This is a genomic window from Microbulbifer bruguierae (assembly GCF_029869925.1).
Taxonomy (GTDB): Bacteria; Pseudomonadota; Gammaproteobacteria; order Pseudomonadales; family Cellvibrionaceae; genus Microbulbifer; species Microbulbifer bruguierae.
Window position 1 is genome coordinate 2288246 of sequence record NZ_CP118605.1, and the last position, 24726, is coordinate 2312971.

Annotated in this window: 15 protein-coding genes; 9 read left to right on the top strand and 6 right to left on the bottom strand. The window is 56.2% G+C overall.

The features are described from left to right. Window positions 1–5: 5 nt before the first annotated feature. The 3 genes from PVT68_RS09555 to PVT68_RS09565 form a co-directional block, all read right to left on the bottom strand. On the bottom strand, window positions 6–983 hold the full coding sequence (locus tag PVT68_RS09555; RefSeq protein WP_280317501.1) for an alpha/beta hydrolase: 978 nt from the start codon (window positions 981–983) through the stop codon (window positions 6–8). A 98-nt stretch (window positions 984–1081) separates the two neighbouring features. Continuing rightward, window positions 1082–2146: a class II fructose-bisphosphate aldolase gene (gene fba / locus PVT68_RS09560; RefSeq protein WP_280317502.1), complete on the bottom strand. Its 1065-nt coding sequence runs from the start codon at window positions 2144–2146 to the stop codon at window positions 1082–1084. 180 nt (window positions 2147–2326) lie between these two features. Further along, the gene (locus PVT68_RS09565; protein WP_280317503.1) at window positions 2327–3490 is read right to left on the bottom strand and encodes a phosphoglycerate kinase; all 1164 of its coding nucleotides are present in this window, start codon (window positions 3488–3490) and stop codon (window positions 2327–2329) included. 425 nt (window positions 3491–3915) lie between these two features. Here PVT68_RS09565 and PVT68_RS09570 point away from each other — a divergent pair, with 425 nt between their 5' ends. Together PVT68_RS09570 and PVT68_RS09575 are read left to right on the top strand one after the other, a co-directional pair. After that, entirely contained in the window at window positions 3916–4110 is a 195-nt protein-coding gene (locus PVT68_RS09570) for a CPXCG motif-containing cysteine-rich protein (protein ID WP_280317504.1), read from the top strand. Between the two features lie 155 nt (window positions 4111–4265). Then, entirely contained in the window at window positions 4266–4655 is a 390-nt protein-coding gene (locus tag PVT68_RS09575; protein ID WP_280317505.1) for a hypothetical protein, read from the top strand. On the opposite strand, the gene PVT68_RS09580 is transcribed toward PVT68_RS09575, so the two are convergent. After that, window positions 4650–15479, bottom strand: a complete 10830-nt coding sequence (locus PVT68_RS09580) for a PQQ-binding-like beta-propeller repeat protein (protein ID WP_280317506.1) — start codon at window positions 15477–15479, stop codon at window positions 4650–4652. The genes PVT68_RS09575 and PVT68_RS09580 overlap by 6 nt on opposite strands. 471 nt (window positions 15480–15950) lie before the next feature. Between PVT68_RS09580 and PVT68_RS09585 the strand changes: the two genes are divergently transcribed. Together PVT68_RS09585 and PVT68_RS09590 are read left to right on the top strand one after the other, a co-directional pair. After that, window positions 15951–16349 carry a globin gene (locus tag PVT68_RS09585; RefSeq protein WP_280317507.1) on the top strand — a complete coding sequence of 133 codons (399 nt, stop codon included), beginning with the start codon at window positions 15951–15953 and terminating at the stop codon, window positions 16347–16349. Window positions 16350–16493: 144 nt separating this feature from the next. Continuing rightward, window positions 16494–16619: a hypothetical protein gene (locus PVT68_RS09590; RefSeq protein WP_280317508.1), complete on the top strand. Its 126-nt coding sequence runs from the start codon at window positions 16494–16496 to the stop codon at window positions 16617–16619. Between the two features lie 239 nt (window positions 16620–16858). Here the strand turns inward: PVT68_RS09590 and PVT68_RS09595 are convergent, their stop codons facing one another. Beyond that, complete coding sequence (locus tag PVT68_RS09595; RefSeq protein WP_280317509.1) at window positions 16859–17248, bottom strand: hypothetical protein; 390 nt, start codon at window positions 17246–17248, stop codon at window positions 16859–16861. Between the two features lie 213 nt (window positions 17249–17461). Between PVT68_RS09595 and PVT68_RS09600 the strand changes: the two genes are divergently transcribed. Genes PVT68_RS09600 through PVT68_RS09610 form a run of 3 tightly spaced genes read left to right on the top strand, consistent with a single transcriptional unit; the run spans window position 17462 to window position 19812 of the window. Beyond that, entirely contained in the window at window positions 17462–17692 is a 231-nt protein-coding gene (locus PVT68_RS09600) for a DUF350 domain-containing protein (RefSeq protein WP_280317511.1), read from the top strand. 12 nt (window positions 17693–17704) lie between these two features. Beyond that, a complete protein-coding gene (locus PVT68_RS09605; protein ID WP_280317513.1) occupies window positions 17705–18517 on the top strand; it encodes a transglutaminase domain-containing protein in 813 nt (270 codons plus the stop codon). A 50-nt stretch (window positions 18518–18567) separates the two neighbouring features. Then, complete coding sequence (locus PVT68_RS09610; protein WP_280317514.1) at window positions 18568–19812, top strand: GGDEF domain-containing protein; 1245 nt, start codon at window positions 18568–18570, stop codon at window positions 19810–19812. A gap of 27 nt (window positions 19813–19839) precedes the next feature. Here the strand turns inward: PVT68_RS09610 and PVT68_RS09615 are convergent, their stop codons facing one another. Continuing rightward, window positions 19840–22230: a zinc-dependent metalloprotease gene (locus tag PVT68_RS09615; protein WP_280317516.1), complete on the bottom strand. Its 2391-nt coding sequence runs from the start codon at window positions 22228–22230 to the stop codon at window positions 19840–19842. Window positions 22231–22432: 202 nt separating this feature from the next. On the opposite strand from PVT68_RS09615, the gene PVT68_RS09620 reads away from it, so the two are divergent. After that, window positions 22433–23251 (top strand): sulfite exporter TauE/SafE family protein, encoded by an 819-nt coding sequence (locus PVT68_RS09620; RefSeq protein WP_280317517.1) that lies wholly within the window; start codon window positions 22433–22435, stop codon window positions 23249–23251. A gap of 51 nt (window positions 23252–23302) precedes the next feature. Further along, window positions 23303–24448 (top strand): pyridoxal phosphate-dependent aminotransferase, encoded by a 1146-nt coding sequence (locus tag PVT68_RS09625; RefSeq protein WP_280317518.1) that lies wholly within the window; start codon window positions 23303–23305, stop codon window positions 24446–24448. Window positions 24449–24726 lie beyond the last annotated feature (278 nt).

Below are 24726 nucleotides of genomic sequence, written 5' to 3' on the forward strand. Positions count from 1 at the left end.
AACCGTTACTGGGCGAGCCAGTTATCCAGTGCAGCAATAATCTGCTGCCGGTAGGGTTGGGTCTCGTTGATCATCTGGTGGCGCGCGCCCCGCACTATCACGCGCTTGCTGTTGGGGAAGCGGTCGCGGATAACACGCATGTTGTAACGCCAGTCCACGGTGCCATCATCGGTACCCTGCACCACCAGAATTTTTTTCCGGTTGCGCGCGGTTTTCGGAAAAACCTTGAGCCAGTCCACCATGGCCGCGAGCCAGCGAATGGACATCACCGGTGATTGCAGCGGATCGCGCAGGGCCTGGCGACGGGCGAACTCGGCATCGTGGGTATTAATGTTGAAACCGCGGTTGGGGTGGGGCATCAGGTAGCGCCCCAGGTAAAACATCCACTTGCGCAGATGCCAGCGCGCCGGGCGTACCAGCGGCGCGAGCAGCATCACCTTGTCAAAAGGCTGCCAATCGCTGAACTGCAGGTAGCTCAGCAGGGCTGCACCGCCGGTGCTCTGCCCCATACCGTGCCAGGGCTCCGGCATTTTCCCGCGCGCCTTGCGCAACAGCGCTTCCAGGGTTTCCCGATACTGCAGGAAAGTATCAATTGCCACTGGCTCACCGCTGGAAAGGCCGTGCCCGGGGAAATCGAAAATCACCACATTGTATCCGCGCTCGAGCCCATAGCGTACGGCTGCACCGTAAATGCCGGTGTGGTCGAAATAGCCGTGGCAGATCACCAGGGTACCCTTCGGATTTTCCCGCAGCCAGTACTGGGCCACCAGTTCGAATCCCGCCGCCCTGAAGGTACCGATACCGGTACCCACAGCCTCGGCAAAATTCAGGCGATAGAAATTGCGGTAGGCGATCACCGACTCGGGAAGGGGCTGATCGCAGGCGAAATCCAGTGCCGGCAGCTGCTTGCGCAGCGCGGAGTAATCCGGGCGACGGATCACCGGACTGGGGTCGACGGCGTTGAAGTCTTTCAGCAGATCCATGACTCAATGGTACTGTATTTTTTCCCGCCCCGGTGGATACAAAAAAGGCGAACCAGAGGTTCGCCTTTTTCAAATTACCGCAACAATTACCGTAACAATCAATTGATCTTCGGTACCAGTTCGCCTTTTTCGTAGCGCAGGAACATGCTCTCCAGGCTGATGGGCTTGATCTTGCTGCCCTGGCCGGCAGCGCCGAAGGCCTCGTAGCGGGCCACACAGATTTCCTTCATCGCGGTGGTGGTCACCTTGAGGAATTTGCGCGGGTCGAACTCAGACGGGTTTTCGGCCAGGAAGCGACGCACCGCACCGGTGGAGGCCAGGCGCAGGTCGGTGTCGATGTTCACCTTGCGCACGCCGTACTTGATGCCTTCGCAGATCTGCTCAACCGGAACACCGTAGGTTTCTGGAATCTCACCACCAAACTCATTGATGACCTTCAGCCACTCCTGGGGTACAGAGGAAGATCCGTGCATTACCAGGTGGGTATCCGGGATACGCGCGTGGATTTCCTTGATACGGTCGATCGCGAGAATGTCACCCGTGGGCGGACGGGTAAACTTGTAGGCACCGTGGCTGGTGCCACAGGCGATCGCGAGTGCATCTACCTGGGTTTTCTTGACGAAATCCGCCGCTTCTTCCGGGTCGGTCAGCAGCTGGTCGTGGGACAGTACGCCTTCCGCGCCTACACCATCTTCCTCACCGGCCATGCCGGTTTCCAGGGAACCCAGGCAACCCAGTTCACCTTCCACGGACACGCCACAAGCGTGGGCCATTTCCACCGCACGTCTGGTCACGTCCACGTTGTACTCGTAGGAGGCCGGAGTCTTGCCGTCGTCCATCAGCGAGCCGTCCATCATTACCGAGCTGAAGCCCAGCTGGATGGAACGCTGACACACTGCCGGGCTGGTGCCGTGGTCCTGGTGCATTACTACCGGGATATGCGGAAACTCTTCCACCGCCGCCAGGATCAGGTGGCGCAGGAAGGGAGCACCGGCGTATTTACGCGCGCCGGCGGAAGCCTGCACGATCACCGGAGAGTCGGTCTGGTCGGCCGCCTCCATGATCGCGCGCATTTGCTCCAGGTTGTTGACGTTGAACGCAGGAATGCCGTAGCCGAACTCGGCAGCGTGGTCCAACATTTGACGCAAGCTGATTAAAGCCATGAATAAACCCTTTCTCGTCGAAATTTGTCTGGTATTGGGTACAACTTATGTGCGATTCCTGACATTGCATGTCGGTCGCATCTCTTTTTATTGATCGCTACTGCTGACAACAGGTACTTCGTACATCTCAAGCGGGACGCTTGCGCGCCCCGGGTACTGCAAAACTCTATCTGTTCGCGTCTATTCCGCCGCGCGGGTTTCCAGCATGGCCACTGCCGGCAGCACCTTGCCTTCCACGTATTCGAGGAAAGCACCACCCCCAGTGGAAATATAGGAAACCTGCTCGGCAATACCGTATTTGTCGACCGCTGCCAGGGTGTCACCGCCGCCAGCAATGGAGAAGGCGTCGCTGTTGGCAATGGCCTTAGACAGGCGCTCGGTACCACCGCCAAACTGGTCGAATTCAAACACGCCCACCGGGCCATTCCAGATGATGGTCTTGGCGTCCTTGAGAATATCCGCCAGCACCGCAGAGGAATCCGGGCCGATATCGAAAATCATGTCGTCTTCGCTCACCGCGTCCGCCGACTTGGTTTCTGCTGCGGCGGTTTCGCTGAATTCCTTGCCGGTCACTACATCGCTGGGCAGCGGGATATCGCACTTCTGCATCAGGGCCTTGGCGGTGTCGACCAGGTCGTGTTCACACAGGGACTTGCCCACCGGCTTGCCGCTGGCGGCGAGGAAGGTATTGGCAATGCCGCCACCGACGATCAGCTGGTCCACCTTGTCGGACAGGCTCTCCAGCACTGTAAGTTTGGTGGAAACCTTGGAGCCGCCAACAATCGCCACCATCGGGCGCGCCGGATTGGCGAGGGCCTGTTCCAACGCATCCAGTTCCGCGGCCAGCAGCGGGCCGGCACAGGCGACGGCGGCAAACTTGGCCACACCATGGGTGGAGGCCTGGGCGCGGTGGGCGGTGCCGAAGGCATCCATCACGAAGATGTCGCACAGCGCCGCGTACTGCCTGGCCAGAGCCTCGTCGTCTTTCTTCTCGCCCTTGTTGAAGCGCACGTTTTCCAGCAGCGCCACTTCACCATCTGCAAGATCCACACCGCCCTGCCAGTCTTTGATCAGCGGCACCTCTTTGCCCAGCAGTTTGCCCAGGTGGGCGGTGACCGGCGCCAGGGAAAATTCTTCAGCGTACTCACCCTCGGTGGGGCGGCCCAGGTGGGACATCAGCAGGACTTTGGCCCCGGCATCGACGGCAGCCTGGATGGTGGGAAGCGCCGCGCGAATACGGGCGTCGGAAGTGACAGCTCCGTCTTTCACCGGCACATTCAGGTCTTCGCGGATCAGAACGCGTTTGCCCGCCAGATCCTGGTCCTTCATCAATTTAACCGCCATAGCCAATCCTCTTTTGCTGGTTGCTGAATACTAACTAACCCGGGCGCAGGCCCCGGGAAAGCGGGCGCGGATTATAAGCCCCAAGGGCGGCTAACACTAAACCCGATTGCCGTGACGGTTATGGCTCGCAGGCGAAGACTGCAGACAAACTGGTCAGGCCGCGAGTATATCAATCCATTTTGTAAATGAATTACCGCACACTATCGATAACGCACTGATAGCGCTGTCATTTTTACAAGAACGCAAAAAAAAGCCATTTATCCCGGTACACGCGCCTTTTCGCCCCCTGCCGTTACCGCCGATAGCTTCTAAGATTGCAGCATAACCGCCCTGTGCCCGCGCCCCCACGGCAGTCCCATGACTGCCCCACGACTTCCAGTGGCGGTCGCAAACATAGGTTCAACCTGAATAGACGGAACAACGCTATGGACAAAATCGAGGAATTCAGTGATCGCTGCCCCTACTGCGGGGAAACCATTCTGCTGCTCATCGACACCTCCGCCGGCAGCCAGCACTATTTTGAGGATTGCGCCGTGTGCTGCCGTCCAATACAGGTGCTGGTCAGTGTGGATATGGAAGGGGACTGGCAGGTGCAGCTGAAACACGAAAGTGAAGTGTGAAGGTCCCGCTTCTCTATACGCAACACAACCTATAGAGAAGCGGTAACTGAAAAGAAGCGGTAACTGAGGAACGGTAAGCGGGAGTAGCGATAAAAGGAAATCGCAGGCAAAACCCTCAAGGTTCCAGCTGCAATTCCCCGCTTTCTACCGCGGAAGTGTCGACATCTACCGCCTCGTCATTACTGACCCGCACCACATTTGCGCTGGACAAGCGCACACTGAAAGCCAGTGGGCCTCCAGAGGAAGAGCTGCTGCCACTGGAGGAGCTCCCGCTACCGGAAGAACTGCTGGACGAGCTGCTGGAGCTGCTGCTACCACTGCCACTGGATGAACTGCTTCCGGAAGAGCTACTACTGGACGAGCTACTGGAACTGCTGCTACTGGATGAACTGCTACTGGACGAACTGCCACCGGACGAGCTGCCACCGTCACCGCCACCGCCGCCTCCCCCACCGCATGCGGTGAGGGCAGCCAGAGTGATAGCAAGCAGGATACTTTTTATCGCGGTAATACTTTTCATTGCTATGACCTTTAATAATTTATAGCTGATAGGTAACCAGGAATCGGCTTTCTCCCACAGGCAGCTGATACGGTGCGTCCAGGGTGATCGTCAGTTCCCCATCGTCCTCCGCAAAGTTGCCAGTACCAATCAGCTCGGAAGCTTCGGCCACACCGTTGGTGTTCGCATCCAGGTAAAGCTTCACCTCGCCAACTTGTTGTGCGTCGTCGACGTCACCCGCGGCATCAAACGTGAACGCGACCAGTTCGGCATCCGTTGAGTCACTTTGCAATGCAAAATCCAGCACGGTTTGCTCACCGTCACCGCTCTGGAACGCGGTTTTTTCCAGAGTATTGTTGCTTGCCGTGACCACCGGCGCCGGCAACTCCATGGTGGCTACCGCGCTCGGATCCACCACAACACCATTGGCCACACCGTCGGCATCGTTGGGGCCGCCATCCTGGATGGTGAGCTGCACACAGAAGTCCCCCTCATTCAAACCAGCCTGATAGCTGCCATCCCCCGGTGCCGGACACACACCCTGCATACCCGGTGCGGTCGCCACGGCATTGGCTCCATCTTCGACAAAGTCCACCCAGCCAACATTCGGCTGGTACTTGACGTAGCGTGCGGTCGGGAGAATGGCGGAGGTCAGCGGCAGTACCACTTGCGTCGATTCACCCACACCAATACCGCGCACCTCGAAGTCGAAGATACCGTTCAGCAGCAGATATCCCGCAGCGTGGACGAGCGACGCATCAAAATACGCTTCCATCTCTTCCACACTCATGGCACTGACACTGTTGCCAGAGGTGTAAGTGGCATCGCCGAGCACCAGCTTGCTGCCTGCCGCACTCTGCAGATAGTTATCCACATCACTGGCCGGCAACATATTGTCGGTATCCTGTGGATCCAGGTAATCGGGAATCCGGTCGCCGTCCGAGTCGGCAACACCTTCGTCCAGATCACTCACCCCATCGCCATCGCTGTCGGTCTCAGCGAGCAATACCGGTAGGCTGCTGTCGATACGAATCAGTACCTGTGCCGAGCTGGTTGCACCCGCGCTGTCGGTAACGGTAACGCCCACTTCAACACTGCCGGACAGACCGGCGGGATCAAAACGCAATACCTGCTCATCGGTAGCGTTAGTCGGTACCAGCTGGGTATCCACGATATTCCACTGGAACAGGTGCGTATCATCGGGATTCACGTCTTCCACGGAAGCCGTGAGAGTCACCTCGCCTGCATCCGCATAGGCAACCGCCACCGGCAAGGTATCCTGGGAAAGTGCAATCGCCACAGTGGGCGCCACATTTTCTTCGGTGATGCTGACAACGTGCTGGGCACTTGCGCCGACAACGGCATTCACCGCACCTGTCAGTGTCACCACCAGGGTTTCGCTGCCTTCGAATACCTCATCCGGCAGGGTGGCAAAGTCGATACTTGCGGTCAGACCGGATTCGATCACCACACTGCCGTCAGTCAGGTCGTGGTCCTCATACATACCTGCAGAGCCGCTTACGGTATAGGAAACCGTAACCGGATAGCTGACCGGGCTACCGTTCAGGCTGACTTCGATGGATCCGGCCTGCCCTTCCTGCACCGTTTGCGCCACGGCGATACTGGCCAGCGGGATCACATCGACCAGCTGCGTGCCGGACGCGGTGTTGCCGGCGGCATCCGCCACCGTCCAGGTCACCTCGTGCTGACCGGGGACAAACGGACCGGTGTTATCCGCGGTCGGCACCAGATTGCCATCCAGGATATCGGTCGCTGTAGCAACGCCGAGATCCACCGGGGTTTCAGGACCAGTAGAGGCCACCACGATATCCGCCGGTATAGTCAGTTCCGGGTCAACATCGTCCACCGCGATATCAAAGCCTCCGGTGTACTCCTCGAGGTTTGTGCGGCCGTCGCCATCCAGGTCGGCATCGGCATCGCTGGAATCATTGATATCCAGCCCATGCTCGTGCTCGTAACCATCCGGCATACCGTCACTATCGCTATCGGCGTCGTCTCCGTTCGGCAGCGGGTCGCTGTTATCGCCAATGCCGTCACCATCGCTATCTATGGATTCCGTCGGATCCTGCGGGAACACGTCGCTGTTATCACCAACGCCGTCGTCGTCGCTATCTACGGTTTCCGTGGAATCCTGAGGAAACGCATCGCCGTTATCACCAACGCCGTCGCCGTCGCTATCGGCGGTTTCCGTCGGATCCAGCGGGAATACGTCGCTGTTATCGCCAACGCCATCGCCATCGTCGTCCTCATCCGCATTGTTGCCGATCAGGTCGCCATCGGTATCCACCGACTCATTGCCGTTGGAGGGGAACGGATCCAGGTCGTCGTTGACGCCGTCACCGTCGCTGTCGACGCTGAGATCGCTGGTGCGCTGGGCAAACTCCTGCGCGGCGGTCAGGCCATCACCGTCGGCATCGATTTCGGCATCGGTCGCATCGGCGGGGTCGAGGCCCTGCTCCAGCTCCCAGCGATCCGCGAGGCCGTCGCCATCCTGGTCGAGCAAAGTGCTTCGTGCCGTGTTCTGGCTGTCGAAGTATTCTGCCGGCCAGTCCGAGTAATCTAGGCCCGTTGCGCTGGTCTGAATGGCACTCAGCAGACGGCTTTGAACCACATACAGACGCCCGTAGGCATCAAGCAGCGGCGCTTCGGTAACACCACCGACATTGACCATCCACTCGGCAACGCCACTGGTATCGTCCAGCGCGATCACCTCACCGGACGTATTCGCTATAAATACCTGCCCGCGGTTGCCCGCCACCGCCGTGTGCCAGCCTCGACTGCTGTTGCTGACGTACTCCCACTTGACGGAACCATCCGGATTGAACGCCATAAAGCGGTTGCTGCTGGCGGCACCGATATACACCGCACCGCCGCGACCAATCACCGGCGACGCGTCAATGCGATAACCCAGATCCTGCGCCCATTTCTGAGTGCCATCGGGATTCAGTGCATACAAGTGCTGATCGTCAGACGCCACGTAGACGGTGCCGTCCTGGGCGATGGCTACAGCAGAGAAAGATCCGGTCGCCGGGAAGTTCCAGTTCACGGAACCGTAGCTGCCGTTATCGGTAATAGAGACCAGGTTGTAGTTGCTGCCATCGCCTACCTGGGTGGCAATGTAGAGAGTGCCGTCCAGCGCAATCGACGGGGCCAGCAATTCAGGACGGTCGATTACGAGACGCCATTTCTCGCTGCCATCGGCATTGACCGCGTAGAAATTGCCCAGCTCGTCGGCGACGTAGAGGGTGCCAGCTTCGCCCAGGGCAATACCGGTGCGGTACACCGATCCCTCGGTATTAAACAACCAGGCGATATCGCCGCTGGCGGTGTACTTGGCAATGCGCGCGCCGTTGGCGACAAAGTAGTTGCCGTCCGCGTCCACCGTAGCGGAGTTGTAAACCATGCCGGGAACATCGTCGTACCAGAACGGTTTGCCGAAACGATCCAGGTGATAAAGGTCACCGGTCATCAGGTTGCCGCTGTTGTCGAGCGCCAGGCCGTAGAGAGGCAGACCCAGGTTGGCGCTCCACAGCACGCTACCGGCGGCAACGACAGAGCCGCTGTCGACAGGGTCGGTGGCCGCACGATATTCCTCGTAATTGGCAAAGCCATCCGCGTCCGCATCCTCGTAGGCGTCGTCGCTGTTGAGCGGATCGAAGCCGTGGGCCACTTCCCAGGCGTCATCCATCATGTCCGCATCGGTGTCTTCACTGCGCGGGTTGGTTTGATGGGTATAAACCTCTTCACCATCGCTCAAACCATCTGCGTCGCTATCACTGTTTTGTGGATCGGTGCCGAGGGCAAATTCATCCAGATCCGAGAGGCCGTCCTCATCGAGGTCACCCTCGGTGTTCGCAGCCATCGGGTCCAGTCCCTGATTCACTTCCCATCCATCGGCCAGACCATCGCCATCGCTATCCGGGTTATTCGGATCCGTGCCGTATTCGAATTCCAGTTGGTTGCTGAGGCCGTCGCCATCCATATCCCAGGTGACAGAAATCGTTCCGAAGTGCTCAACCTCCCAGCTGTCATCGATACCGTCGTTATCGTGATCCGAGCCTGCGAGCAGTTCACCGGTAAATTGCAGTTGCACGGTTTGCGCATCTACATCCGTATTGATCACGCGCAGGTAATAGCTGTGGCCCGCAATCCAGTGATCCGCGGTAGTCGTCGAGTCTGCATAGAAAGAGGTATCCCAGGCCAGATCAGCGCTGTAGCTGTACCAGTGGGCATAACTGTCTGCAGTCGGCACCGTGTCGCGATTCAGGTACAGCTTCACCGTGGACGCGTAGGTGCCCGCCAGCGCGAGGCTGCCGGCATTTTCGGGAACATCAATCCGGTACAAACGCTCCTCACCCGCAGGCAGGGAAATATCGATACCGCTGCTGGCAAACTCCAGCACTCCGTCAATATGCAGCGTCTCGCTACTTACCGCAGAACTGATTCCGAACGTTGCGTCGGACTTTGCGTATACCCCTATATAGTAAGTGCTATTGGGCTCCAGTGGTGGGACGCTAAAGGTGTGAGCGCCAGCCTCATCAATTTCCGGGTACAGAGCAGTGGTCTGGTTGTGATCCTCACTCCAATCGTAAAACTGCGTGCCGTAGTTCGGAGAGTACGAGCTGGTCGCATACTGAGTGTTACCCGGTGGAATCGTATCCCGCAGCATCACCACGACATCGCCGAGATCTTCGCTGAGATTCAGCGTCCACTCACTGGGCATACCTTCACCCGCATTGACGGACGACTGCGGCATCTGCACACGGTAATAGCGCATATCACCCGCAGCCAGGGTCTGCCCGGAAACACTGCCACCATCCAGTTGCAGGTCCTGCACATAGTTCGCGTTGTCCTGCAGTTCCCCAGCCGCATCGACAACGCCACCGGCAGAAACCGTAAGCCGGTAACGCACATTGGAAGATTTGCCATAGACACCGATCCACCAGTCACCCGCGGGCAGACCGTTGAGCAGGTAATCGCGGTGATAGTAAGCGGCCATCGATACCCAGTTGCCATACTGGGTGCCTGAAGTGACGTCGTAGCGATCGTAAAGATTTTCCGAGCCGTAGCGGTGTGTCAGCGTCGGCACTGTATCGCGGCGGATATACAGATCCGGGTCGCCATTTAATGCTTCCAGCTTGGTGCGAATCACCCCGCCATTATTTTCCGGTACGTGGATACGGTAGAAATGGAAATTCCCTTCCGCCAGATCCGTACCCTGATCACTGGAGACCGGGTTGATGATTGGATTGCCCGCATCGTCAATACCGCTGTCCCCAATATAGGGTGCGTCCAAACCGGCCTGCGCAAAGACTTCCCCGTGCGCGGGCGCCGTCCAGGTGCGACGCACCGGAATCGCGCGACTGGTAATGGAAAAATCGGTGGCGCCCTGGCCCTGTACCAGAACATACCACTTGCCCGGTGTCAGATAGGGAGCCGTCAGCACGGCCTGGGTTTTGGTGCTGACAAAGGTATTTAAATTCGCCAGATCCTGGCTCGCCCAGAGTTTGATGCCACCGTGACTAATGGGGGTATCCAGCTGCCAGGCAGTGACTTCTTCACCATCGTGTAACTCCGGCACTTCAACGGTATAGATCGCGTACTGCTGATCAATCAGGCCGGCACTGTCGGTGCCGCCGTCAAAGGCAAGCGGTGTATGTGCCAGCGGCTTCGCAACCAGATCGTAGGTCATATCCAGTTCATCCGGATCGTAACCGTCGGCGACCTGTACAACGTATTCACCCGCTGCAGGCTGCAGCATGGTAACCACGCCACTACCGCAGTGATTCCCGCTTTCGGGGTAATATCCACCCTCAACCTTATACACGCTGTTGCCAGACGCCTCTGCGGGCAGGCGTAACATGCCATTTTCTGCCCGTATCACGCACATTCTCGGAACACCTACGGTGTTTTCCAGAGAAAGTTCCAGACTGTCCAACCCTTCCGCAACGGAGAATTTGTACAGCTTGTGCTCGCCCTGCGCCAGGGTTTCGCCATCCCAGCTCACTTGTGTTTCGGCGGTGATCGGAGTACCCGACTGATCATTAATCATCACCGGTCCGCTGGTGAGCTGGTAATCAATCGCACCAACACCGATTTTGCTTCCTGTTACCGGGTTTTGTCCCTGGCTTATCACTGTGACGTAATAAGTGCCCGCCTGGATAAACAGATAGTCGTCGTCCGACTCATAGCTTTCATGATGCTTATAAGAGAATTCTTGTCCGGGAGTGTCCCAGATTCGCCCACCCATATTGGGCCCGTTGGTGTACCAATCTGTGGAGTTCGAGGTAGTACCGCCGGTATTACCCAAAGCACCCAATCTAACGGAAAGTCTGGCGTCGTGACCCGTGGTGGGTTTCAGATTCAGTGACCAGCCAATTTGTGAAGGAGGCACCTGCACCCGATAGAACGCCAGGTCCCGCGGCGCCAGCGCAGTGCCGCTAGCGGTGCCGTCGTAGTCCAGATCCTGCACCTGCATAGACCAGGGGTTACCCGCGGTGTCGTTGCCGATACCAATGCCGCGACTTTCCAGGGTATAGCTGGTGTTAGTGGTGGTGGAATTGTTATAGATACTGACGTAGTAAATACCGGGCTCCAGGGGAGAGCCCATGCCCATGGTCATCCTGGGTGCAGCACTAGAGTAATCATCCTCGTAGGGCATTCCCGTCCAGTCGGAGACAGGCGCGGCCCACTGGTTGCCTGAAGTCCAGTATCCCAGGCGGCTCATGTTACTGGAGGAACCATGGTTTTCCGGCAACAGGTCACGCCTTACCACCAGTTTCGGGGGCGATTCCGCTTCAACGTTACTCAAGCGCAGATCCCAACCCAGGGCACCGGCCGGCACTTCGATGCGGTGGTGCTGCCAAGTACCTGGTGCTTGCTCCAGGGTCTCGGCACTGCCGCCATTGAATTCGACCAGAACTTCCTCGCGACCAGCCGCTACCAGATCATAAGAAACCGCTGAAGCATCGGTGGAGCGAACAGCAATAATGTAGTCGTCACTGGGTGCAGTAAGGTTCACCAAATCAGAACCACAGGATCTGCTGCTGTAACCGCCTTCCCCATAGCCGAAATAAGGTATATGAATTTCACCCTCGACCACCGGGATAACGCAAATTTCCGTATTGCCGGTGACATTCTCCAACGAGACTTCCACCACGGTCAGGTCGGCGCCCGCACGAATACGATAAAACTTGTGTTCACCTTCGTCGGCACTTTGCGCCAACCACACGACATCCTCGCCGCTAGCCACAGGGGTATCGGTTTTATCGTCGATCGGGATATTGCCGGTGCTGGTCAGGGTAAAGTCGATGGGGTCAGCGCCAACACGACCTGAAGTGGGGTTCTGCCCCTGGCTGATAACGGTTACGTAATAGGTTCCCGCTTCCAGGAGTTCACTGGTTTGCGAATGGTATTTATAAAAATACTCTGCCCCGTCGGTGTTCCGCTTGATGCCCTGATACCAGCCCACAGAGTCAGAATAATTGCCGAGTCCTGTAGATGCAGTGACGTTACCGATTACCTCCCGGCGAACGGCCAGCGCAGCTTCATGCCCTTCGGCCAGATCCAGATTCAGTGACCAGCCGATCTGCGACTCGGGCACCTGTACCCGATAAATGGCGAGTTCACGCGCCCCCAGGCCGGTCACCACCGCACTACCCTCAAAGGGCAGATCCTGCACCTGAATTGCCCAGGGATTTCCGTCACTGTCGCTACCCATGCCGATACCACGGCTCTCCAGGGTATATCCGGTTACCTGGGTGGTAGAGATGTTCAATACACTGACGTAGTAAACACCCGGCTCCAGAGGCGAGCCCATACCTACCGTCAGCCCGGGACCCGCATAGGAACCATCGGCCTCGTAGCCGAGCCCGGTCCAGTCGTTACCTATCCCCCAGCGCTGACCGCTGGGCCAAGTGTCGAAGCGATTAATATTGCTGGATGAGCTAGTGTAATCCGGCAGCTCGTCGCGCCTGATCACCATCTGCGGCGTACTGTAACCACTGATATCTTTGAGCCGAACATCCCAACCCAAGGCATCTTCCGGTACCACAATACGGTGGTGTTTCCAGGTACCCGGAGCCTGCTCGACGGTATTCGACGTTCCACCGTTGAATGCCACAGCCTCCTCTCCGCGACCGCTGGCCCGCAAATCAAAAGAGACATCGGCAGCGTTGGTCGACATTACGGTGACGAGGTAATCACCAGTGGGGGCGGTAAGGTTGAGCAGGCTTGAGCTGCAGCCTTTTATGCCGTAGCCACCTTCAGCATATCCCCCTGCGGGAAGATGAATTTCTCCGTCCTCCATCTGGGAAACGCAAAACTGAGCGCTGCCGGATACATTTTCCAGACTCAATTCCAGTACCGTCAGATCGGCACCGGTGCGAATGCGGTAGAATTTTTGCTGTTGCTCGGAAAGACCTTGTCCTGTCCAGCTGACGTCTGCCCCTTCGACTACCGGCGTATCGGTTTTATCTTCAACGGAAACTTCGCCGGTACTGCTGAGCGTGTAGTCAATCCCGTCGGCGCCCACTCGACCAGATACCGGGTTCTGCCCCTGGCTGATCACGGTGACGTAATACGTCCCTGCCTCAAGGAACTCGGAGGCATCCGAGTGGAATTTATTAAACACTTCGCCGCCTGCGGTATCGCGGCTGGCACCATAGGAATAGGTACTATCGGAACCGTTTCCATAAGCGGCCACATTTCCCAGGGCCTCTTTGCGCACCACGAGTTTGGCTTCATGGCCACTGGCGGGACCCAGTGTCAGATTCCAGGCAATCTGGGACTCCGGAATCTGCACCCGATAGTAAGCCTGTTCCCGCGGCGCCAGCGCCGTACCGGCAACATTCCCTTCAAAAGCCAAATCCTGAACCTGTACTGACCAGGGGTTGCCATTGCTGTCGTTGCCAATACCGATACCCCGACTCTCCAGGGTGTACGTCATTTCACCGCTGCCAGCCGCGTTGTATACGCCCACGTAGTAATTGCCCGGACTCAGCGGCGAGCCCAGCCCAATGGTCAGCCGTTTATAATTCTCCGTGCTGCCATCCGGGTTAGTAACAAGACCGGTCCAGTCGCTGCCGGCGGCCCATTGATTGCCAGTACTCCAGACATTCTGTTTCTCAATATGCTGGGTGGACTGCAAAGTATCGGGAAGCACATCGCGGCGAATTACCATCCGGGGTGAACCGCCACTGACGTTAGTGACCTGGATATCCCAACCCAAAGCGCCCGCTGGTACCGTTACTTTGTGATACTGCCAGTAATCTGCCGCCTGGCCAGTAACCTCTTTGCTTCCGCCATTAAAGACGAGGGTGTCGTTGAGAACGGCTTCGGTCGTCAGTTCAAAAGCACCGAGAGCCGCGTACGGCGTGTAGACCCCCACATACCAAATATCTTTTTCGTGATTTTGTTGCTGTAAAAAACCGGACGTGCCGGACTCATCGACATTCGAGCCCTGGTAAACGGTCGTCGTTCCATTGCGATAATCCCAGCGTGCGGGCAACGCATTCCGACGCAACGCAATTTCCGAGTTCGCCACCTGGTTCGCGAGCGTCAGCTCCCACAACTGCACGGTGTCGACCAGGGAATTACTGTTCATACGGTAGTAGCGCCAACCGCTGCGATCGGTGTCGTTATTGACGATGGGTGGATCGACATTGACCAGGTCAATATCATCGATTTGTGGTTCGCTACTGGCCATGGAAAAGCTGAATTCACCTTCCCCAACCACGGTGACGTACCAGGTTGTATCGGTGAGCTGCGGCGGTACTACGGTAACGCTGTCATCAATACTCGCAGGCAGCTCGGAGAAGGCATCATTGATCCAGAGGTTGGGCACAAAACTCTTGCGCACATAAAAATCCGCGTTGCCGCTGGCGGACTCTAGATTGACTTGCCAGCCCAGCTGCTCCACCGGCACGTTTACCGCATAGGTGATGAAACCATATTGGTCATCATTAGTGCCGGTGAGGCTGAATTCGAAGTTATCGCTACCGGAATAGCCTGGCTGGGCAACCGGGGTGCGAATTTCCTGCTCGCGGGAATCCAGATTGATAACGGTGCCTTTGGCGGCGCGCACCGAAATATAATACTCACCAGCCTCCAGATAAGGCGGTACCAGCAACATCTGGCTGTAATAACCCTTCGAGGCATCGCCTTCGCGCCGATTATCCTTTTCCACACCGTCATTCAGGGTGTAGGAGGGCCGATCTTTTTTGATATAGATGGGATATTCATCACCATTGAGGTGCAGGCGCCATGCCTTGGTTGCGCCACTGATCCTTGTTTTAAAGAATGCAGTTTGCTCTGGCCCAACGGTAATACTCGCAGCACTGGAAGCGTCGCTGTCGTAAGCGGCCAGAGCGCCCAGGTCATGCACAAACAGATCGCCAGATACCAGCGTCCACTCCGCGCCGGCAGTCGCGCTTACCCGGATATACCACTTTTCACCCGCGGCAAACGTGCCATCGCGCATGACCACCGCATCGTCACCAACTAGTGCAGAGTACCTACTGCCATTCCCGGTGGGGACGACGCCCTGCTGCATATACAGGTGCGCCTCGCCCTGGGAAACCCGCAGTACGGTCCTCCAGGCCTGGCCCGCAGCCGCCTCCGGTGTAATCTCGAAATAATAATCCCCGCCGACGGTATCCGGCTGGGAAACTACCTCCGTACCGATCTCGGTAGCGCCGTTATCCCAGACGAGCACCGGATGCTCTTCCTGCGCCTGAATCGAGCCAGCCCCCAGAAAAAGCAGCCCCGCGAGCGCTATTTTTTGTACGGCCTTCGCGTACAGACCTGCCCCACTGACTAAGTTGTCCAATCCAAGACCAAGGTGGCGCATCGGCTCCACTCCTTCCGGTTTTTGCTTTATACGAACTTCCGTTTAAACACCGGCCAATGGCCAACGGAGATAAAATTGCCACGACGTTAACAGAATAGGGATGGCGCCTAAATAGCCCTTTCGGGCCATATTGGGCGAAATAGGATTAGGGATTTTTAACGTTTTTCGTCAGGCGATAGATGCCTGTTTTGTCTCGAGTGCGCGAATGTCTTGCAGATTTTCCACGCGAAAAGAAATTATTCATTTAACTCGCACAATAAAAATCAGCCATCCGGAGTGAGGTAGCACTTACCAACAACGCATATTTTGGATGCCCCGGATTTCCGGACGCTGCCAAATTGATCTGGATCAATTTTGTCCCCGACGTCACATCTACAATCGCTGCCGCTTGAAAAATGGCTATTCAGAGCACTGGCTGCTGAACATCCATATCGACAGAGTGATCCTAGTTATCCAGAAAGGAGTTGATAAATGGGGAATGCCGATAGCGACCTGGTATTTCAAAGCTACGGGCGCTGCTGTAATAACGAGAGCTTCTTTATCGACTTCTACGACCGATTTATGGGTAGCTCCGCAGAAATAAGAGCTCTGTTCGTGGACACCAATATGCCGGCTCAGCGCCACTTGCTGCGCAATGGCATCATGCAGCTGGTACTCCACGCCCGCGGCATGCCGGACACCAAACTGCAGGCGCTGGGGAAAAGTCACTCGCGCACCGGCTTCAATATCCGCCCCGAGTGGTACGGCCTGTGGCTGGACGCGTTGCTGGCGACCCTGCGGCAGTACGATCCCAACTTCGACGATTCCACGGCACAGGCTTGGCGGCGAGCGATCGAACCCGGTATCGAAACGATTCGCGGCGCTTATTGAAGACAATATCAGTCGACAATTGCACTGGATTAGGATTTAGGCTCGGCAAAATATATCGACATTAACCAGCTTCTTTTTACAACGATATCCCAAAGGACATACGACCTTAGCCACTCCAAGTGGGATTGCGATTCGGTTACTGCTATGCTCAAGCACTACTTTAACGTCACAAAACCGGGCATCGTTACCAGCAACCGCATCTTCGTCACCGGGGAATTTTTTCTCGCCGCCCGCGGCGAGATCGACTGGCTTTCGTTTGCGCCACGGTGATCGACAAAGCCAAGCTACATATCGTGCTATATATCGCCGTGTCTACCCGCTGCAGTATCCCGTTCTCCCTGAACGGTTAAACCGGCGCGGCATTTATGGCGATGGCCTGCGACCGCGTTACCCCTGATCTCACTCAGATCTGACACCCGATTTGGTGCCAATCCGAAGATTGTGAGCAACAAAAAAGGTTTACCGGGACACCGGCAAACCTTTTTTATCTCTTTCAGATCAGTGAATAATTACTGCTGAAGATCTCTGACGCAGCTGTTGTATTCGCTGATATAGACATCACTACCGCGGTTGGGCACAGCATTGGATTTATCCGCCGCTGCGTTGCGGCAACCTTCTATCTGATCACTGCTCAAATTGGTAGCCGGCAGGGTCTGGCTGCGCTGGTACATATGTGCCTGTGATACACGGTCCTTATGCGCCTGCACAGTGGGTTGAGGAACCTGATAGAACTGGCCGGTGTTTTCATTGAACTGATAGAAGTTATCACCGCTGTGCCAGTAGGTTTTCCCCATGATCTGAACTTCCGAAGCACCCGCGGGAAGCTGGGTCATCGGTTGGTCCGCAAGGGCGACACCAGAGAGTGAACAGAACAGTACGACTGGTAGTAAGTAACGCATGGAAAGCTCCTCCTCTTCCAACGTGTGACAAAGTCTACTCACGGCCGAAAGCGGTCCCCAACAAAATTCCCAATAATTTTTTCAATCGCGGCGAGCTAATCCGACCCCATCCTTCGACCTGGTTTTGTCAATATCAGCTTTTTCCAAAATGCGGAAAAGTGACCTCCTTTATGCTCTAATTGGGCACTTAAAGTCTTACGCTGGACAAAAAACGTGCAATCCGAATTTCTGACCGCCACTCTGTTCAATCTCGGTATTAACCTTATCTACACAGTACTGGCCATATTTGTGGGCATGGTCGCGCTGCTGATTATCGATAAAAAATTGCTGAAACAAGTAGACATTCAGCAGGAACTCAAGAAGGGTAATATCGCTGTAGCGATATTTGCCTCCACCATTCTGGTGTTTGTCGCAATGATTATTTCCTTCGGTTTGAAAGGCTGAGGCAAATTTTCCATGCGCCTGCTATTCGCCGGAATACTTCTGGGCATGCTGATGATGCTGCCGGAACTGATCCAGCAACGGAATGCCTCGCTACGCGAAAGCGAATTGGTGGGGCAACTACACTTTACAGACCGCGAGGGAAATACCTCGGAAAAGCCGGACAACCAGCGCGGAACGGTACTGGTGACCGGCAGCCACTCGCCCCTTACAGAAGCCATGGTGCAGCAGGCGGTGGGAAAGCGATCCGATATGGAAAGCGGCTACATTTCCATCTGGAACTGGCAGGGTCTGGAAAATGTTACGGCCTCGGCACGCGGACTCGATAGCCTGCATCATTTTGCCAATAGTTATCTGGTAGGTTTCCAGCCGTTTGAAACCCGGGAACTGTGGATTCCCCTTTATACCCTGGCAATCCGCAAGGAATACCAGTACGACCACTTACAATATTCCGGCCTCGCAGATATCTGGCAAACTTCCCGTCAGTCCTATTACCAGAAACGCGGCGACTGCGAAGACCACGCCATCCTGCTGGCAGACTGGCTCATCAATTTAGGCGTCGATGCGCGGGTAGCACTCGGCACTCATAAAGGCCAAGGCCACGCCTGGGTGGTGGCCATCGTGAACAACACCGAATATTTACTGGAAGCCACCAGCAAGCGCCGCCAGTCCGGCTGGCAAGCGATGCCCCTTGCGGCGCTCGCCGAAAGTTACGACGTTGAGTTCCAGTTCAACCGGAATTATTTCTGGGCCAAAACCAGCTCAGCCCCCACCCGTAATTACCGCGGCAAACACTGGATAAGAAAGTCACAGTTTATTCGCGGATAACCTTTTTCTGTCGATAGGAAAAGGTTCAAGATAAATATAAGCGATCCTCCATGACGGCACTGCATTACATTTACATTACCATGCTTTTAACCAGCGCCATGCTCTGCAGTATATTTTTGATTGCATGGATCACCATCGAACGCAAATTACACACCATCCTGTGGTCGATCCTTTACGGTGTATCCATTGTCAACATGCTGATGAATGCCACAAAAGACTGGATGCCCAATCCAGAAATATACTGGATGCTCGTCAACGCCACCTCACTAATTGTTCAGGGCCTTGCCATTTCCGGATATCGGAATCGCGCAGGTTTGAACCCGCTGCCCCGTTCAATACTGGGGTATCTCCTGTTGGTGGAAGTATCTATCGGATATTTCACCCTGGTGAATCACCATATGGGCTTACGCGTCGCCCTGACTCCGCTATCGAGCGTAGTTATGTCAACCCTATGTATCCACGCCCTGTACCACAACAGTAAATTTTCCCGTCCCGCGGAAAAAGCGACTGCGATCATATTTGCCATTTATGCGGCCACCCAAATAACCACCGCTTTTTTCGGGCTCATGCAAGGCGCGGAAAGAGATGAGTACTGGTTGAATCTCTATAGCCAGGTCAATTTTATGGCAATGCCCGCAGCCTACAGTGGAATAGGTTTATTTACAGTCCTCCTGATCGCGGATGACCTGTCAACGAGAATGCGGCGCCTCGCGACCACAGACCAGCTGACCGGTTTATTGAACCGCCGTGGCTTTTTTGAAGCTGCCGAGCTCTATATTCAACGTAATTTACGTGCAGACAATCGAGTCTACCTGACCATAACCGATATCGATTACTTCAAAAAAATTAATGACCGCTATGGCCATATCGCCGGAGATATAGCCCTCCGACGTATTTCAGCGGTAATTGCAGACAAACTTCCTCAGGACTCTATCGCCGCTCGTATGGGCGGGGAGGAGTTCACACTGCTATTCAGAGCGCCTAATCTGGATATTGCCCGGAAACGTCTTCTGCAATTGAAAGATGCAATCGAAACCACGACGGTCTCAGGAAAGCAATGGCACTTCCGCATGACGGCCAGTTTCGGATTGGTTAGTGTTTCACAGGATCCCGATGCGATTGATCAGGCAATTGCCAAAGCCGATAGTCTGCTTTATCAAGCCAAGGCGCTTGGACGCAATTGCATAGTCGATGAAGCGGCCGGCGCAACAGCTGAAAAAAATGGTTCAGGTGCCGGTATGGCATCCAGAGCCGCGGCCCGCCAAACTCAAACAAAAAAAGCCGCGTTCATTTAACGCGGCTTTTTTACCGGCAATGTCCCGTCAGATCGGCGATCCCGGCGGCATCGGTTTGATATCTCCGGGTTCCACTTTCAGGTCGCCATTCATAAACGCCGCAATGCGGTTGGCCTCATAGAAATAGTGGGCGTTGTACCCCTGGGGGTCGTCGCCAAAAAGCCGCATTTCGCCGATGGCGTGCTGGAATTTTACCAGCTCGAAATTAGCGCGGGCGCGGGCGGACTCCGCGGCACTGTTGTTGCTCGCCAACAGCATCAGCTGATGCACGTACACGTGATTCACCCGCTGGTGGATAGCGGCCTGCAAACCCTGATATTCATCCCGCGCCAGCGCCTGCTCGGTGAGCTGTGCCAGCAGAGTATTGAAACCGGGGCCCATGCCGCGACGCACCTGTTGCTCCTGCAAGCGGGCGGCGCGCTCGGGATCAAGCAGGATGGAATAGCTGTGGCCAGCGGCGGCCTCGGCCATGGCGATGCCATCGAAGGCAACGCCGGTATAGGCCGGAAAGCTCTCGTTGCTGCGCTGGTATCCGTAGGATTTCGGCGGAAGCAGCCGCAGAATTTTTTCCGACAAGGTCAGGAATTCCGGCTTCAGGGTCTCTGTCAGCGCATCGATGGCCTGCTGCTGTTTGTCCGCATCCACCAGGGCATAGCTCTCGGGGCCGGCGTCGTTATACAGGTACTGGTAATCCAGCCCGCCGATCAACTTGCCCACGGCTTCCGCCTGATAGCGATAACCGTAATACACCGGCACCAGGGTTTCATCCAGTGACGAGCGCGCATCACCGGGACGATTGGCCGCAGCACTGAAATTATCCAGTGCATAGCGGCGCAGCTCAGACATACGGGAAAACTCTTCCAGCACATCGGCGCCGTTATCCCACAGGTGCGATCCGGCGTGAGCGTTGTTTACACCGCGGGAATCCGCATCGGTAATAAAACGCAGCTGCTGTTTGCTGGCATCTTCGATCACCGCAGCCAGATAACTTGCCTCATCGCCTTCGGCAATACCGTAGCCGTAGCGGATCGCCAGCTTGTCCCACTCACCGATGCCGGTGTCATAGGCCTCCTGCAATTGCAGTTCGCCATCCCCCAGGGTAACCAGCGGTGCCGGGTAATCCATTACCGAAGCGCGGTCTTCGGTGCTGGCAATAAAGTTGTGGGCGAGTCCCAGGGTGTGCCCCACTTCGTGGGCGGAGAGCTGACGAATACGCGCCAGTGCCATGGCCTTGATATGCTCGGTGCCCACCTCGCTGTCGCCATAGGGCTGCAACAGGCCCTGGGCGATCAGAAAATCCTGACGTACCCGCAGGGAGCCAAGAGTAACACTGCCCTTGAGGATCTCACCGGTGCGCGGATCTTCGATGACCTGACCGTAGGACCACCCGCGTGTGGAGCGGTGTGCCCAATTGATCACGTTATAGCGAATATCCAGCGGATCAGCCCCTTCCGGCAGTAGTTGGACCTGAAACGCGTTTTCAAATCCCGCCGCCTCAAAAGCCTGGTTCCACCAGCTGGCACCTTCGATCAGTGCGCTGCGCACCGGCTCGGGCACCCCGGGATCCACGTAATACACAATCGGTTCCACGACCTCATTACTGCCCGGCTTTTTCTGCAGGCGGTGACGGTAGATCCGACGCTGCTCCCTGGGCTGGTCGATCGCGGTGGCATAGTCGTAATACTTCAGCGCGAAGTAGCCGCTGTTGCTGTGGAAATCCCGCGGCAGATAGTCGTCATCCGGCAATTCCACCAGTGAAATATGCTGGCGCAGAGTCACCAGGCCCGGGGTGGGCACCACCTCTCGGACATACTCCCCGGGCTCGCTGCCGGCGAATGTCAGCTGCGCCTCAAACTCGGTATTCTGCGGAAAGCTCTTGGTACGCGGCAGGTAGACCACCGACTTGCTGTCATCGATACTGAAACTACCCTGTTTGCGCTGCTTGAGCTGCTGGGCAATACCGTGCTGGTCGCTCAACACAAACGGGGTGAAGTCCACCAAAACGGCATCACCTTCCTCCGCCAGCACCGTAGATCCCCAGAGCACCGATGTGGCGAAGGCTTCAGAGACGGCGCGACGTTCCGCCGGGTTGTCAGACAGCGCGCGATACTTCAGGTTGACCTGATGCAGCAGCACCTTGTTACCCACCCGTTCAAACTTGACCAGCCGGCTGTCGCCCACCTGGTTGCGGTCCAGCCCCACCGGATTGGATCCCAGTCCCTGGGCCAGCCCGGTCAGCAGCAGTAGCTCGCGATCAAACTGGTTTATCTCCAGCAGTATCCGCCCCTGTTGCTTGTCCCAGTAAAAATCAAACAGCCCCTGCTGTCTGTCCATACCTGCGGTAACGCCACTTATGGTTTCCGCCTGGACGGTAATACTGAGCAGGACCGCAACGGCCAATATCAGCCTTCTGAACATAAATCCCCCCGGAATTCAGTGTGTTGAATTTTTATCGAAGTGAAGGTTATCACCTGCCAGATCGCAGTAAACCCGCCAATAACGCCAAATTCGTTTAAACGCGCCAATAACTCTCTTTACCTCTATCGCAGCACTCTATCTGGTCGTTGGCACGGTTAATGCTTTTCTGGTCTTGTTCATCGAAGTAAATCGGGGGTTACCAATGAGCATTGAAGAAATCTCGCTGTTTATTCTGTTGCTGTGTGCAGCTGGGCTGATTGCGGGAATAACCGCAGGATTGTTTGGCAACGGTGGCGGATTTGTTGTTGTGCCGGCGCTGCTGGCGGTATTCCCGTTTTTACACAGCGCATCGGACGAGATGATGCGTGTGGCCGTTGGCACCTCCCTGGCGTCTATCGTCATTTCCTCGGCGCGTTCGGTACAGGCCCATAACAAACGCGGGGCAGTGGACTTCAAGGTATTGCGGGACTGGTCGATCTGGATAGTACTGGGGGTTTTCGCCGGCCTATATGTCGCCTCCTTTACCGAGAGTAAAAGCCTGGTATACGTTTTTGCCACCGGTGTTCTGCTCTACTCCATCTATTTCCTGTTTCCCAATCTGTTTGACGGTCTCAAAGGCAAACTGGAAATGCCCACCGGTATTGCCCGGGCAGGGTTGGCAAGCTTCCTCGGTGGCTTTTCCTCCCTGCTGGGAATTGGCGGAGGCACCATCACAGTGATGACGATGGTGCTGTGTAACCGTCCCGCGCACCAAGCGGTGGCAACCGCATCCGGAATCGGCTTTCTGATCGGCCTGCCTGGCGCCATTGGCTTCCTGATCATGGGTCTGGGCGCACCAAATCTGCCCATGGGCTCCATCGGTTACATCAATATCCCTGCACTGATCGCGATTTCCGCCTTTTCGATCATCTCCGCGCCCATCGGTGCACGATGGGCCCACAGCCTGAACGAACTGCACCTCAAGCGTTTGTTTGGCCTGTACCTGATAGCGGTATCCGCGGCCATGTTCGCCAAGGCCTGATGTGAATTTTTTCTCTATCTACTAAAACGACACCATGAGGAGAACACAATAATGCATAAATCACTAAGCAGAAGGTTATTCCTACAGGGCGCCACCGCTGCCATTTCAGCGGCTTCGATGGCTGGCGTCGCCAAAGTTTCCGCCAAAGAAATCAACCGGCCAGTGCCACTCTACGGCCCGCCCCCCGGTATCGCGAAACTCAACGCCAACGAAAACCCCTACGGCCCCAGCCCTGCCGCGCTCAAAGCCATGATGGAAGCGAGCCAGAAGGGGGCTTACTACGTATTCGACAGCGTCATGCGCCTGAAAACCATGATCGCGGAGCGTCACGGCCTGACGCCGGATCACGTTACCCTCGGTTCCGGCTCCAGTGCGGGCCTGGCTGCAGCAGCGATCGTCGCCGGCCGCAAAGGAAATATTCTCGGACCGGACCTGTTCTGGGACACCACTTCCCGGGTCGTTGAAATTCAGAACCTCGGTGAGATCAAACGCCTGCCCAAGCTGGAGTCCCTGGCCATCGACCTTGACGCCATGTATGCCGCCATCGACGATTCCATTTCCATGGTTCAGGTGACCAACCCGAACAATCCCACCGGTATGCTGATTGACCCGATTGCGATGCGCAATTTCTGCGTGAAAGCCGCGAAAAAATGCACCGTACTGGCGGATGAAGCCTACAACGAACTGACCGACAACAGCGATGCCAATACGGTGATTCCGCTGATCAAGGAAGGTCACGATATTATCGTTGCCCGCACCTTCTCCAAAATCTATGGTCTCGCCGGTATGCGCGTGGGTTACCTGATCGCACAGCCGGAAAAAATCGCAGAAATGGAGCGCTTTGGACTCGGCTGGTACGGGCTGAACCAGGCCGGTCTCGCCGCTGCCATTGCCAGCTACGAAGATCACCAGTTTATGGACTACTGCCGCAACAAGGTAAAAGAGGCGCGGGAGATGGTCTCCGCCGCAGTGAAAGAAAACGGTCTGACCGCGCTGCCATCGGTGACCAATTTCATGTTCGTCAACCTGGGCGACCTGAATGCCGAAACCTTCCGCGCAGAAATGGAAAAAGAAGGGGTTCTGATCCGCGGTATCTATCGCGATTACACCAACTGGTCCCGCGTCAGCATGGGTTACCTGGAAGATGTTAAGCAGTACACTTCGGCGCTGCCCAAGGTTCTGCATCGCATGAGCTGATCGGTAATCCCGAGAATTAGATTCGCTCTACTGGCCAGCATTCGCTGGCCTTTTTTATATCTGGATTTTCTTGTGTGCTGGCACCAATGTCCCTTACGAAAAGTTGTGTATCCGTCCGTTTCACAATAACACCCATGCCTACGTTGAGAGAGCGTGATATCAGACCATTAAATTCCCCTACCTCTCCGCCTTACCTCTCAGACAGTGGCTGCACTCCACTTACCAGACTTGCCGCATTTGCCAAATACACGGCAAGCGGCCAAAAAAAAATCCCCGCA